This window comes from Peptoniphilus indolicus, assembly GCF_900454665.1.
Taxonomy (GTDB): domain Bacteria; phylum Bacillota; class Clostridia; order Tissierellales; family Peptoniphilaceae; genus Peptoniphilus; species Peptoniphilus indolicus.
Genome location: NZ_UGTH01000001.1, coordinates 86655 through 99671, shown reverse-complemented (window position 1 = coordinate 99671; position 13017 = coordinate 86655). Strand labels below are relative to the sequence as shown.

Below are 13017 nucleotides of genomic sequence, written 5' to 3'. Positions count from 1 at the left end.
GTTATGGCTCAAAGAGAATATAAACCACAGTTTGATGAATTCTCAGCTGATTTTTTATTGGAGAGAATGTTATCAAGAATTGATGAGTTTAGGGATAAGAGGGAAGGTTCTATTATCTATGATGCTATGGCTCCGGCTTCTGTTGAGCTTTCTTTGGTTTATATGACTTTAGATTGGATATTAAAAAATACTTTTGGAGATACTGCAGATAGAACAGGTCTTATTGCGATAGCTAAGGATAGAGCGTTAACTCCTTTTCCGGCAAATCAGGCAATAGTTAAGGGGGAGTTTAATATAGAGATTCCTATTAATGCCAGGTTTAATTTTGATAATCTTAATTTTATGGTTACTAAATTTTTAGAGTATAAAAAGGACTACTATTATTATGAGCTTATATGTGAAGAGTATGGAGAGGTAGGGAATGTGCCTCATGGGAAATTGATTCCTATAGACAGCATAAGAAATTTAAAGCATGCTTTTATAGTAGGAGTAATTAGACCAGGGGAAGAGGAGGAAGACACTGAAGATTTTAGAGAAAGATATTTTAGGCATATCCATACTAATGCGTATGGTGGGAATATTGATCAGTATCTTGATTGGTGCCATGCTATTGAGGGTGTAGGTGGAGTTAAGGTGTATCCTGTTTGGAACGGAGGCGGAACTGTAAAAATAGTTTTTAGTGATTCTAAGTTTAATGTTCCTTCTAAAGAATTGATTGGTAAGGTACAAGAGGTTTTAGATCCTGTTGCTAATCAACAAAAGGGATATGGGCTTGCTCCAATTGGACATCTGGTTACTGTCGAAGGGGTTAAAAAGAGAGAAATTAAAATTTCTTTGAATGTGACTTTACAAAGTGGAGGTTCAAAAGATGGGCTAGATGAAAAGATTAAAAATTTATTAGAACCTTATTTTTTACAGATGAGAAAGGAATGGGAAAAAGAAAAGTCCACAGTTATCAGAATTTCTAAATTAGAGTCTTTAATCCTTGATATTGAAGGGGTTGTTGATATTTTTAATACAAAGCTTGAAGGGTTTGAACGAAATGGAGTTTTAGAGGAAAATGAAATTGCTTTTTTAAGTGCGGTGGTAGTTAATGAATGATAAAAGAAAGATTGAAAAACTTTGGTATTTTGATACTGAGGAGGATTTTTCAGGCAGGGCACTTGAGTTAAAAAGAAAAGTTGATTTAGCTTATTATAATGATTATGAAACTATTGCGAAATCTCCTGATTGGGTGGATTGGACAGACAGCGAAGACCTTGAGTTTGATTTTTTAGCTAGAAGAGTACTTAAAACTTATGCTGATAGGTTTATTTTACAGGCTAGTGAGTATGGGATATCAAGATATGAAAAAATGCTTAGAATTGAACCGGAGAGGGAAGAAGGTTTAAATGAGCGAAGAAAGAGGGTTTATTTGTTATGGAACAGGAAAATAAAATGGACACACAGGACATTAGTATCTTGGCTAAATGAATGGTTCGGGAAGAAAAATTATACTCTTGAACTTGCATATAATGAATATGGAATTAATTTTCAATTGTTTGTTAAAAGTGGAATAGTTGATGAAGCAAGTATACTTAGAAATTTAAGAATGATTGTCCCAGCTAATTTATGGATTAAAATTAGTTATGCTTTTTCTGCAGAAGTTCAAATTGTATCTCAGTATGGCACATATAATTATGTGTCTTTTTTATGTGGAGAACATCCTTGTGGAGATATTCCTTATACTTATGCAGAAGCACAAAGAGTATCTTCTGATTTGAAAGTTCAAGTAGGAGTTAATATTTCTAAAAACTATTATCCTACAGTTAACAAGATAAAAAGCGGAGATGTCGAAGGAGAGATAACCGGAATAATCTATCAAAGTAATTTAGATGATGATAGAGTGTTTAGCTTTGAGGGAGGTAAAGATGTTAAGTGAAAAATTTATTGAAGACATAACTAAATATATTGAGTCCAGAATTGATAGTGCTGAAATGATAATAGACCAAAAGAAAGAATCGATGGAGATTTTAAAGACGGAAGTTAAGGGAAATATGCTTAAAGTTTTTTTAAATGCAAGTTCTGGTAAAGGTCATGTTTCAGACATTAATATTTTAGATGAAAAAAAGCAAATTTTAATTTCTAAGCCTGACAGTATTTTAAAGACAACTGGATACGGGTTGGTTGTTGCTTTTTATATTCGATTACAAGAGGTAGAAGTTGACGACCCTATAAATATTTTTGATTTAGTAAAGGAGAATGTAAATGAATAATTTTAACTTGAGGTCGTATTATGCACTTAAAAAAGATGAGGAAAACAATAAATTTCTTGACAAGAACAGGCAACAGTTTTTAGGTGAAGAATTAAAACTTGTTTTTTGGTACGACAACATAGCTGAATTTGGAGATGTGAAGAAAGAAACAATTGTTGCAAACAATAAAGATGGCACACAACTTGTAAGACATGAAAGATTTGATGGCAATGTTTTTCAACAGGGTACTTTTGTCAATGCTGAAAATCTTGGGAGAATGGAATGGAACGATATTATCAATTTTGTTAATGTAAAACATTTAGCAGAGATAGTAAATAGATTAGATATACAGGTTGCAACTCTCCTAGGACAATCTTCAAATAATATGAGTTATAACGGGTTTGTCGCAAGTGCCGCAAACATAAATACCGATATTATAATTCTTGAGGGTTGGTATGATGAAGTTAATGGTAGGGGTGTTATTTGATGTTTCCCAAAATCATTGGAGGGTTTTTAAATCTAACTCAAAAATGCAATTTGAAATGTAAATATTGTTTTGTGGTACAAAGACCACTTGAAATGGATTATAAGACTGCAAAAGATGCGGTAGATTTTTATGCCAAAAATGCTTTAGAAGCTTTGAAAGTGCCAAGTATAAATTTTTTCGGTGGAGAACCGATGTTAAAGTATAAAGAAATTATAAAGCCTATAACAGAATATATCAGAAAAACCTATGGAGATTATGATATTGGAATTACAACTAATGGAACTCTATTAACTGAAGAAAATTTGAAGTTTTTTAAAGACAATAATGTTGGTGTGCTTATGTCTTGTGATGGTAATAGAGAAAGTCACAACTTAATGCGACCTTATCATTCAGGAAAAGGAAGTTATGATGATATAGACCATAAATTATTTTTGAAATATTTTCCAAACGGAGCTTTTAGACCAACAATTGACCCACGAAGTGTTGCGTATTTATTTGAAAATTATTTATGGGCCGAACAAATGGGTTATAGGCAAATGACGGGGATTGTCAATGTGTTTGAAGATTGGACAGATGATGAGCTTAAGGTTTTGGAAAATGAACTAAATAAAATTGTTGATTATATTGTTGAAAAAAAGAAAAATAATGAATTTTATGTCAAATATTCTGAAATGGACAATATGAAAGAACAAGCGAATCTTATTAAAGATCCGAATTATTATAGAAGTAAGAAAGCTGACATAGTAGGTTGCGGGAATTGTGGGATTGGCTGCACTGGGTATGGCTCTGTTGGAGCCACGGGAGATTTGTATAGTTGTCAAGAGATGACAGAAAACAAAGAATGTAAAGATTTTATTATTGGAAATATCTACACTGGAGTTGATGACAAAAAAAGGCTTGAGATAGCTTCTAAATTTCATCATCACAAAGTTAAGTCAAGTGAAGACGGAAGATGTGAAAAGTGTATGTTAAATCAAGTGTGTGATGGGGGTTGTGCTATTAACAACTATTTTAAGTATAAAAATTTGAATGTTGCTGATAGGGCATATTGTTTTTATAAAGAGCAATGCCTTAAAGGATTTTTAAGAATAGAGGAGGTAAAATAATGGGTTGTGGTGGAAGAAATTGCGGTAGTGCTGCTGAAACTGGTATAGGTGATGATTGCGTATGTATGAGCGGTCAAAACTGCTATGAAAGTAGCGGGTGTGGATATTGTGAAAGATGTGAGTCTTGTGAATCTACTTGTGAAAATAGTTGTCAGACCACTTGTGAAAAAGGGTGCCAATCTGATTATCAAAAAAATACACCTCCTAGACTAAGTGGGGGGATTAGAGTTTCTCCTATACCAATAAGAGGCGGAGAAATTATACAAATTAGCTGGAATAATGGTAGCGATTCTGAAAGTAATTTAAGTCATTATGTAGTTGAGAGGTCTTTAAACAATGGCATTTATACAACGATAGAATCTAGGGCAAAAAACACTCGAACATCAGACACTGTACCAAAAGGAACTGTATCTGTTAGATATAGGGTAAAGGCAGTAGATATTTATGGGGCACAATCTTCTTCTATTTATGGCGAGATGTTAAGTGTTGTAAATAATACAGCTCCCGTGATTTCTGGAAGTGATTTAGATTTAGGAAGTAAGCAATCTGATTTTACTGTAAATTATATGATTACTGATGTGGATGATGCAGACTCAGTAACTGTTACTATTCAAGTGGATGATAAAGTTTTACAAAAAGATGTTCCCACAACTCTTGGGATTTCTAAAGAGATAAGAATAAAAATTAATGAATATGAGCTTGGCAGACATGATATAAAAGTAACTGCAAAAGATAAAGAAGGGCTTACAACTACTAGAACTTTCACATTCACAAAAACAAATACAGCTCCCGTGATTTCGGGGATTGATAAAAATTTGGGGAATAAGAATTCAGCTTTTACTGTAAATTATACCGTTGTTGATGAAAACGGAGATAAGGTTGATGTAATTGAAAGGTTAAATGGGAAAGTACTTAGAAATGTAAGCAACATAGGGAAGGATAAGCAATTTATAACAATTAGTACTGAACAGTTACAAGGACTTGAAATTAATCAAACAAATACTATTGAGATTGAAGCTAAAGATTCTAACAATGCAGTAAGTTATAGACGTTTCATTTTTAGGAGAAGTAATTTTGCTCCCGTGATTTCTGGAAGTGATTTAGATTTGGGAAATAGAGATACAGAGATATCTTACAAGTATTCAATCACAGACCAAGAAAATGATGAAGTGAATGTAAAAGTTTATCTTGATAATAAATTAGTTGTAAAAGAATTTAAGGCTACAAATAAAAAGCAATACACATATGAGGTAAAAGGTTTTGAGTTTTTAAAAATACCTTATGGGAAAAGGACTATAAAAATCGTTGCTACTGATAGTAATGGTTTATCTTCTCAAAGGATTGTTTCTTTTACAAGAACTGCTAAAAAACTTGTAATGCAATTAAAAGAGCCTCGTATTACTGATGTACTTGCAAAGAAAGTTTTGGTTATTCCGGGTTGGTTTGTCGCGCCGGGAGCAATTTCAAAAGTTGAAGTTTGTAACAATGCTTTTGATTATTCTCCTACTTGGGAAGACGCGACTGTTGTAACTAATGAGGGGAGAGCTTTTAATTTTGTAAATAAAAGAGCCTCGTCAAGTAAATTTGGTGTGAATATAAGGCTTACTATTGAAAAAGGTAAAGCAGTTCAGCGAAGTTATATTACAACGATAGGAGGTAGTGTTGAATGATAGAGTTTAATCACAAGGCTGTAAGTGAAATTCAAGCACAAAGAAAGCTTGAGGAAAAAGGGGATTTAAAAGAACAGGTTTCTTATTTGGGCAGTGTTGTAGAGAGCAAGACACATGATTTAAATAAGGTTGGTGTTGAGATGACTATGATGGTGCAAGAAATGCAACTTGCAAGTGCTCAAGCTATTGCCGAGTTAACATCTATGATGGCGGGAGGTATGACAAATGTTTAAGTTTACTAATGAAAGTATGGTAGTAAAGGCTTGGGTTAATTTAATAGTAGCTAATGAAAAGACATTAGATGATGTTCCAAAACTTTGGAATCTTAAAGAATGTGTACAAGATGTTTTAAACAGTTTAAAAGAGGAAGGAGGGGAAATAGATGCTTAAGTTTAATAGAGATAGTATGATAGTAAAGGCTTGGGTCACTATGATTATGGCTGGTGTTTACAGAGTTGAACAAGTGCCTACAGTTTTTGACATTAAGGCTGCTGTAGAAGAAGTATTAAAGGAGTTGCAAGCGTAAATGAAAATCATTCAAGAGGGAAGATTTATTTTTAATAACGGAAGTAAAGCAGAGCTTGATAGTTCTGGGCTGGTGCTTTTAAAGGGTGAAATAGCTTTTGAACAAGATACGCAACTTATGAAAGTCGGAGATGGAGAAACACCATACTCCGACTTACCATATTTAAATCAAGGTCCTAAGGGAGACAAAGGTTTAAAGGGAGATAAAGGAGATGTAGGAAACTCTCTTACTATAAAAGGCACTTTGGAGAATGAAAGTGGATTGCCATCTAATCCCGAAGATGGGGATGCTTATATGATAGGGGGGAATTTACACGTTGCGTACAAAGGTAAATTTACTAATGTAGGTAGAATTCAAGGACCTAAAGGAGATAAGGGAGAGCAAGGCAAAGCAGGACCACGTGGAGAAAAAGGGCAGACTGGGGAGAGAGGTCCTATTGGCCCGCAAGGCTTTAAGGGCGATAGAGGAGAGACAGGCAAAACCGGTGAAGCTTCAAAAATAGTTAGAACAAATGTTGATGATAATGGTGATACTAAGATTGAGTTTAATGATGGTACTATTGTAACTATCAAAAAAACTGATTTAAATTTTTTAAATCAAATTTTTGATGATATTACTAAACAGCTAGCTAATAAAGCTGATAAAACTGATATAAAAACTAAATTATCAGAATTAGCAGATGATGACACACACAAACTTGTTACAAATACTGAAAAATTTAATTGGAATAACAAGCAAGATAAGCTATTAGCAAGTGACACGATAATAATCGGTACGGACAATAAAGTTGAAATCAATAATTTAAAGGGACTAAGTGTAGAGCGTTGCAAAACAGATGGGTATAATTCTGCAACACCATGGGAATCTGTGGATAAAACTCGTGATTTAGAGGATTGGATTGGAGATTTTGATAAACGTACAAGAGAGTTAAAAAATAATAAGGCAAGTATTGTCGATAATTTAACTACTGGCGGAACTGATAAGGCTCTTAGTGCGGAACAAGGTAAGGAACTGAAGAGACTTATAGATACTAAACCGAATCAAGATACAACTTATTCAGAAGCTACAATGAGTAAAAGTGGACTGATGAGTTCAACTGACAAAAAGAAAATAAATGAACTTCCAAGTAATTTTTTTGATCTGTCAGAGGGGGATAAAGATTTAAATAACATAACTAAACCAGGTTGTTATTATATTTCAAATCCAACAGCAAATAAGCCTCCTACAAGTAATAGTTATATAGCTTTAATAGTAACTAATACTACAAGTTTTAGTGGAAGTTATGCACAACAAATCGCTATATCAGAAGATACAAATGAATCTAAAATATTTTTAAGGAAAAAATATAATAGTACATGGTCTAGTTGGAAGGTTATTGGTGGAAATAGTGATGAAGTAGAGCAAGAAAATATAACAAGTGGAGTTACAATTTATAAATATGGCAAGGTTATTTCTTTATATATTAATAAAGAGGTAAGATTCGAGCAGGGTGGTGCAAGACTTTGTTATCTAGGAGATAATTATAAGCCTATGGATCTAGTTACTGTTCAATGCTCTGGAAGTGACATTGCGGTAAGAACCTCTGGAGAGGTAGTTGTTTTTGGCCCACCAGATGCGTATAGACTCGTTCAGGCTGTAGCTACTTATGTAATTCGCTAATTAAGATTTAAATTACTTCAACTAAGGAATTAGCTAAATGAAAAATATATTTAAGGAGCCTATAATTAAGCTATTATTTATTTACAAATGCGTGTAAAATGATATAATTATCTTAAGGGGATGATTATATGGCAAATGTAAATTTAAATATTAGACTGGAAGAAAATTTAAAAAATGAATTTTCAAGGGTTTGTGATTCTATGGGGATGAGTATGTCAACTGCATTTAATGTATTTGCTAAGGCTGTTGTTAATGATAGAAAAATTCCTTTTGAGATAAAAGAAACAAATCCTATAGTTGCAGAGTTTGACAATATGGATGATTTTAAAAATTTTGTGGATAGTTTATGAAAAGAAAGATTCAAATTAGGTCTAGCTTTAAAAAAGATTTAAAAAAGATAAAAAAGTCTGGGCTAGATATAGAAAAACTATATTTTGTTGTGGAATGTTTGGCAAATGATATAGTTTTAGATGGAAAATATAAAGACCATAAATTGATAGGCAATTATACAGGGTGCAGAGAGTGCCATATCGGACCTGATTGGTTGTTGATTTATGAAAAGGTAGAAGATAGTTTAATATTAATTTTAAATAGAACCGGTTCACATAGTGAATTATTTTAGAGAATAGGCAATCCTTAGGGGTTGTCTTTTTTAGTGCTTAAAAACGGGGTGAATTATGGATGAAAAACAATGTGAAATATATAGACAGCATCTGTTAGAAAGAGTTAATAGGAATGAAATAAGAATAAACGACCACTCAAAAAGGATTGATGTAATAGAGCAACACAACAGTAGAACTGACATTAAGATAGAAAATTTAATAGATAAAATGGATAGTCTTATAACAACTTTACGTTGGGGAATGGGACTAGCAGTAGGAAGCTTTGTAGGCTTCTTTTTTTATGCAGTTCAACACGGGATATTTAAATAGGAGGTAAAAATGTTAGACAGGAAAAAAGCAGAAATCTTTATAAAAGAAGCGCTTAAATATGATGGCGATAGATATTCTCAACCTAAAAGACTTCAAAAAGGATTCTCCGATTGTTCATCATTAATACAAAAACCGCTTAATACACTTGGATGGAATACACGTCCAGGTGTTTCTGTTACTACACATAGAATGGGTGTAGAGGGAGATAGCAGATTTAGAAGAATTGATATGTCAGAGTTAGAACGTGGGGATCTTGTATGGTATAGAAATGATAAGAACGGTAAATACTTTGGCCATGTTGGAATTTATTTAGGCAACAATAAAGTTTTTGAAGCTATCTATGCTGGAATTTCAACGTATCCATTAAGTAGAATAAGATGGCAACGTGCATATAGAGTTGTTGCACTTGAGACGAAAAATAATGCAAGACCAGAAGTTACTACATTTAATGCTACAGGTGTTGTTAGAGCTGCAATATTAAATGTTCGTTCTTCTAATACAGTCAATTCAGATAAATTAGGACAACTTAAGAAAGCTCAAAAAATAAATATAATAGGTAAAGCTGATAGTTGGTTTGAAATTGAATATAAAGGTGGAAAGGCTTTTGTATCTGGTGCGTATGTTGATCTTATAAATGATAAACCAATTGAGAACATACCTATAGTTTTAAACGGTAATGTGATTAAAAAAGGTTACATTATAGATGGTACAACTTATATGGTTGTAAATGGAAAAGAAAAGGCCGTTAGACAATCTTTTGAAAGTATGGGGGCAAAAGTAGAATGGAGAGAAAACAAAGTTCAAATCATTATGTAAGACACAGACGAAAGAAAAGAAAGTCAAATTACAGTAAGTTTTGGGTTTCAACTATAATTATGCTTAATGTTATTTTTGTAGTGGCTATAATTTATCTATTTAATAATACAGGAGGAGAACCAAGTACGTTAATTACAGCTTGGTTTTCATTCTCTACAGTTGAATTATGGCAACTAGCAAGAATAAAAGTGAAAAAACTTAAAAATGAAGAAAAAATTGTCAGAAATAACAATACTGACAACACAAATTATGGAGAATGGGGTTAATAAGCAATATTAGCCTTATATTTTAATTTTTAGATTTAAGACAAGGAAATATATTAATTAAATTTTTAAAAGCCTTATATTTGATTATATGAGGTGTATTTTATTAGGAGAGTGTAAAATGAAAGACGTTTTGACGATAACAAATATTTTTTATGTTATTTTAAGTTGTTTGAGCATTTTGATTGTAAAAATCATAATTCCGCTTTTGAAACAGAAGTATGGTAAAGAAAAAATCAATAACGCATTAGAGGTTGTTAAGATTGCAGTCAATGCTGCCGAACAAATTTATAATAAACGTGGCCAAGGGGATTTAAAGAAAGAATATGTTATTCAATATTTAAAAGACAAAGGTATTAAAATAAAAGATGATGAACTTGATGCCATGATTGAAGCTTGTGTATTAGAGTTAAACAAGTGGAAAAAAGAAGTTGAAGCACAGCCTATTATCAATGTTGTGAGTAAAAGTGAATAGTATAGTTTTCAGAGAGTAGAGATTTAAAAGTTTCTACTCTCTTTTTTATTGCAGAAAAAATATTAGAAATGGGTATAAAAATAAAAAATAGTACTTGACAAAACAAAAGTTGTTGATAAGTATTTTATCTTATCCACAGTATTTTTTAAACGTATTTGATATAATGAATAGGCATAAAATTATAGAAAATGGTTGGAAATATGTGTAACTCTAAATTAAATTTATATCATTGCAATTTAGATAGAATTATATCTAAAGTAATAGCTGAAAAATCTTATAACTTAATGAAGTCAAAGGGTGATAAATATTGGCTAGGAGATGGCATTTACCTTTGGGATAATTTATCAAATGCTAAGTATTGGAAAAAAGATAAAGAAAGAAAATGTGGAAACGATATTTATTCTATATGTGAGCTTAGTGTGAATTTAGATTATCTTTTAGACTTTACAGATAGTGATATTAGAAAATATTTTGAAAAAATTTTTGAACAAGTTTATTTGTCCAATCCAGCCATAAGAAAAGCACCTTTAGGGATTAAGATAAATTTTCTTTTAAATGAATATCCAGAAAGGTTATCTGCATATCATGTAATAAAAGGATATGGGATTTATAATAGAGTAAATACAAAGCTTTACAAATTTAGAGATATAAGTTGTCCTCATCTATCACCAGAACCAAAAGCTATATATAATGTGATTGATGATAGAGCAATTTTAAAAGTAGAAAAGAAGGTGGGTTAAATGAATAAAAATGAATCTCTTGCTATTTTAAAAGAAGCAGAAGAGTTTTTCAGAAATATTTATAAAGACGAGACCAAAAGGAAGGAATTATCTAAAAAAATTGATGATTTTCTAGGTGAGAATAGTTTAACTTACAATGATGATTTTCGTTCTCGTTTTGAATTGGTAGGTAACTACCCCATAGACAAAGAACTTAAATATAATGAAATAAATTATAATAATTTAAAAGATTATGAAATTAATTCTTTAAACAATACTTATAAAGGTAAAGAAGATTTAGAATTAAAGAATAACTTTTATACAAATAGTGAACAATTATGGATGGTAGCTTAAATGGAGAAAAAAAATATAGACGGAATTATTAATTTTGAAGATTATAGAGTTTTAGAGGTTTCATACAAATTAAACAAAGAATTTTATCCTGAAGATGCTATAAATATTAAATTTGATTTAGGTCATGGATATCAAATCTCGGATGACCAAATGTTAGTTCAATATGGAGTTAAAGTTTTTGAAAATGCAGAAAAACAAAATTTTCCATTTGAGATAAAAGTTATAATAGAAGGATTATTTACTACAAAAGATAGCAATGTAGATTTTGAAAAATTTCTACCAAATGCACTAGCCATATTATTTCCTTATATTAGAAGTATAGTTTCAACATATACTGCTGTAGCAAATATAGCTCCATTAAATTTACCTACAATAAATACTATTCAATATTTAGAAGATTCTAAGGATAAGGGAGAACATTTAGAAGATTTTTGAGAATAATTAATACTAAAGAGAGTGGTTTAATTCCACTCTTTTTTTGTTGTAAATAAGAAAAGAAAAATGTATATATATGATAAAAAGTATTGTATAATTTTCTAATAATAAAAATAATTTAATTTGAAATACTGAAAAGTGCCAGAAAAATTTTTGGTGTATCACAATTGTAGATTACAAAAACCGCTAAAAAGGTTTAAATACAGAGAAGCAGGCCTTAGCTACGGACCAGAAGGTCAGGGGTTCGAATCCTCTAAGGCGCACCAGTATTATAACCTCTGTGAATTATTTGCAGAGGTTTTTTAATTATGGAATTTGAAATAGTATGGGTATTATTAAATCAATTATTTATAAATTTTGAGGTAAAAGTTATGTTTAAAATAAAGAAGACTTTGGAAATAAGTGCTGCTCATAAATTGAGCTTAAATTATGAAAGTAAGTGTCAAAATTTACATGGACATAATTGGATTGTAAATATATATTGTAAATCGAAAAATTTAGATGAAAATGGAATGGTGTATGATTTTACACATATAAAGAATAAAATTCATAAAAGATTGGACCACACTTATTTAAATGATGTGATTCCGTACAATCCTACAGCAGAAAATATAGCTAAGTGGATTGCCGATGAAATCGGGGAAAAATGTTATATGGTAGAGGTTCAAGAAAGTGAAGGAAATGTTGCAATCTATGAAGTATGATGTAAATGAAATTTTTTATAGCATAGATGGAGAAGGGCCTAATAGTGGTAAATTAAGTGTATTTATTAGGCTTAATTATTGTAATTTAAGGTGTTCTTATTGTGATACAGAGTATGCTTTTAAAAGAGTTTATAATTTTATGACTGTTAATGAAATTATTGATGAAGTTGAGTCATATAAAATAAAGAGTGTTACAATAACTGGTGGGGAACCTTTGGCACAAGATTTAGAAGAACTTATAAGTGGCCTTTTAAAGCTTGGATATGAAATTGACATAGAGACAAATGGGAGTAAAGACGTTTCAAAATATTTGCTGAATAATGTGAATATAATATTAGATATAAAAACGCCTACATCTAAAATGGAAGATTTTAATTTATATGAAAATCTAAAATTACTAAGAGGAAATGATGTAGTAAAGTTTGTTGTGGCTGATGAATTTGATATGAATTTTATTGTAGAAGTTATGAAATTGTATCCAACGGATGCACAAATATTTTTATCTCCAGTTTATGGAACTGATATAGATAAGTTGGTTGAGTATATGAAAAACTACAGAATAAATGCAAGACTTCAATTACAAATTCATAAGTACATATGGGACTCTGAAATGAGAGGGGTATAGCGAGGAGTGGAA

21 protein-coding genes are annotated in these 13017 nt (G+C 31.2%); all 21 read left to right on the top strand.

Going from position 1 to position 13017, the window contains the following annotated elements; genetic code table 11:
* Positions 1-3 precede the first annotated feature (3 nt).
* The 21 genes from DYE58_RS00535 (at position 4) to DYE58_RS00445 (ending at position 13005) form a co-directional block, all read left to right on the top strand.
* On the top strand, positions 4-1101 hold the full coding sequence (locus DYE58_RS00535; protein ID WP_040552886.1) for a baseplate J/gp47 family protein: 1098 nt from the start codon (positions 4-6) through the stop codon (positions 1099-1101).
* Positions 1094-1921 (top strand): putative phage tail protein, encoded by an 828-nt coding sequence (locus DYE58_RS00530; protein WP_004822469.1) that lies wholly within the window; start codon positions 1094-1096, stop codon positions 1919-1921. The genes DYE58_RS00535 and DYE58_RS00530 overlap by 8 nt, the downstream gene beginning before the upstream one ends.
* A complete protein-coding gene (locus tag DYE58_RS00525) occupies positions 1911-2255 on the top strand; it encodes a hypothetical protein (RefSeq protein WP_004822466.1) in 345 nt (114 codons plus the stop codon). The genes DYE58_RS00530 and DYE58_RS00525 overlap by 11 nt, the downstream gene beginning before the upstream one ends.
* The gene (locus DYE58_RS00520; protein WP_004822465.1) at positions 2248-2721 is read left to right on the top strand and encodes a hypothetical protein; all 474 of its coding nucleotides are present in this window, start codon (positions 2248-2250) and stop codon (positions 2719-2721) included. The genes DYE58_RS00525 and DYE58_RS00520 overlap by 8 nt, the downstream gene beginning before the upstream one ends.
* On the top strand, positions 2721-3827 hold the full coding sequence (locus DYE58_RS00515) for a radical SAM/SPASM domain-containing protein (protein ID WP_004822462.1): 1107 nt from the start codon (positions 2721-2723) through the stop codon (positions 3825-3827). The genes DYE58_RS00520 and DYE58_RS00515 overlap by 1 nt, the downstream gene beginning before the upstream one ends.
* The gene (locus tag DYE58_RS00510; RefSeq protein WP_004822460.1) at positions 3827-5497 is read left to right on the top strand and encodes a phage tail protein; all 1671 of its coding nucleotides are present in this window, start codon (positions 3827-3829) and stop codon (positions 5495-5497) included. The genes DYE58_RS00515 and DYE58_RS00510 overlap by 1 nt, the downstream gene beginning before the upstream one ends.
* A complete protein-coding gene (locus DYE58_RS00505) occupies positions 5494-5730 on the top strand; it encodes a hypothetical protein (protein WP_040552883.1) in 237 nt (78 codons plus the stop codon). The genes DYE58_RS00510 and DYE58_RS00505 overlap by 4 nt, the downstream gene beginning before the upstream one ends.
* Complete coding sequence (locus tag DYE58_RS10985; RefSeq protein WP_004822458.1) at positions 5723-5887, top strand: hypothetical protein; 165 nt, start codon at positions 5723-5725, stop codon at positions 5885-5887. The genes DYE58_RS00505 and DYE58_RS10985 overlap by 8 nt, the downstream gene beginning before the upstream one ends.
* Positions 5880-6023: a hypothetical protein gene (locus DYE58_RS10980; RefSeq protein WP_169311344.1), complete on the top strand. Its 144-nt coding sequence runs from the start codon at positions 5880-5882 to the stop codon at positions 6021-6023. The genes DYE58_RS10985 and DYE58_RS10980 overlap by 8 nt, the downstream gene beginning before the upstream one ends.
* On the top strand, positions 6024-7682 hold the full coding sequence (locus DYE58_RS00500; protein WP_004822457.1) for a hyaluronate lyase N-terminal domain-containing protein: 1659 nt from the start codon (positions 6024-6026) through the stop codon (positions 7680-7682).
* Positions 7683-7810: 128 nt separating this feature from the next.
* On the top strand, positions 7811-8032 hold the full coding sequence (locus tag DYE58_RS00495) for a type II toxin-antitoxin system RelB/DinJ family antitoxin (protein WP_004822454.1): 222 nt from the start codon (positions 7811-7813) through the stop codon (positions 8030-8032).
* Positions 8029-8304, top strand: a complete 276-nt coding sequence (locus DYE58_RS00490; RefSeq protein ID WP_004822452.1) for a type II toxin-antitoxin system YafQ family toxin — start codon at positions 8029-8031, stop codon at positions 8302-8304. The genes DYE58_RS00495 and DYE58_RS00490 overlap by 4 nt, the downstream gene beginning before the upstream one ends.
* 55 nt (positions 8305-8359) lie before the next feature.
* Positions 8360-8614: a hemolysin XhlA family protein gene (locus DYE58_RS00485; protein ID WP_004822450.1), complete on the top strand. Its 255-nt coding sequence runs from the start codon at positions 8360-8362 to the stop codon at positions 8612-8614.
* A gap of 9 nt (positions 8615-8623) precedes the next feature.
* Positions 8624-9430, top strand: a complete 807-nt coding sequence (locus DYE58_RS00480; RefSeq protein ID WP_004822449.1) for an NlpC/P60 family protein — start codon at positions 8624-8626, stop codon at positions 9428-9430.
* Complete coding sequence (locus tag DYE58_RS00475; protein ID WP_218563697.1) at positions 9397-9696, top strand: hypothetical protein; 300 nt, start codon at positions 9397-9399, stop codon at positions 9694-9696. The genes DYE58_RS00480 and DYE58_RS00475 overlap by 34 nt, the downstream gene beginning before the upstream one ends.
* 118 nt (positions 9697-9814) lie before the next feature.
* Positions 9815-10168 (top strand): phage holin, LLH family, encoded by a 354-nt coding sequence (locus tag DYE58_RS00470; protein ID WP_245946022.1) that lies wholly within the window; start codon positions 9815-9817, stop codon positions 10166-10168.
* 188 nt (positions 10169-10356) lie between these two features.
* The gene (locus DYE58_RS00465) at positions 10357-10908 is read left to right on the top strand and encodes a hypothetical protein (RefSeq protein WP_004822444.1); all 552 of its coding nucleotides are present in this window, start codon (positions 10357-10359) and stop codon (positions 10906-10908) included.
* Positions 10909-11241, top strand: a complete 333-nt coding sequence (locus DYE58_RS00460) for a hypothetical protein (protein ID WP_004822442.1) — start codon at positions 10909-10911, stop codon at positions 11239-11241.
* Entirely contained in the window at positions 11242-11676 is a 435-nt protein-coding gene (locus DYE58_RS00455; RefSeq protein ID WP_004822440.1) for a protein-export chaperone SecB, read from the top strand.
* 308 nt (positions 11677-11984) lie between these two features.
* Positions 11985-12380: a 6-carboxytetrahydropterin synthase QueD gene (gene queD / locus DYE58_RS00450; protein WP_004822439.1), complete on the top strand. Its 396-nt coding sequence runs from the start codon at positions 11985-11987 to the stop codon at positions 12378-12380.
* A complete protein-coding gene (locus DYE58_RS00445) occupies positions 12370-13005 on the top strand; it encodes a 7-carboxy-7-deazaguanine synthase QueE (RefSeq protein WP_172463306.1) in 636 nt (211 codons plus the stop codon). The genes queD and DYE58_RS00445 overlap by 11 nt, the downstream gene beginning before the upstream one ends.
* Positions 13006-13017 lie beyond the last annotated feature (12 nt).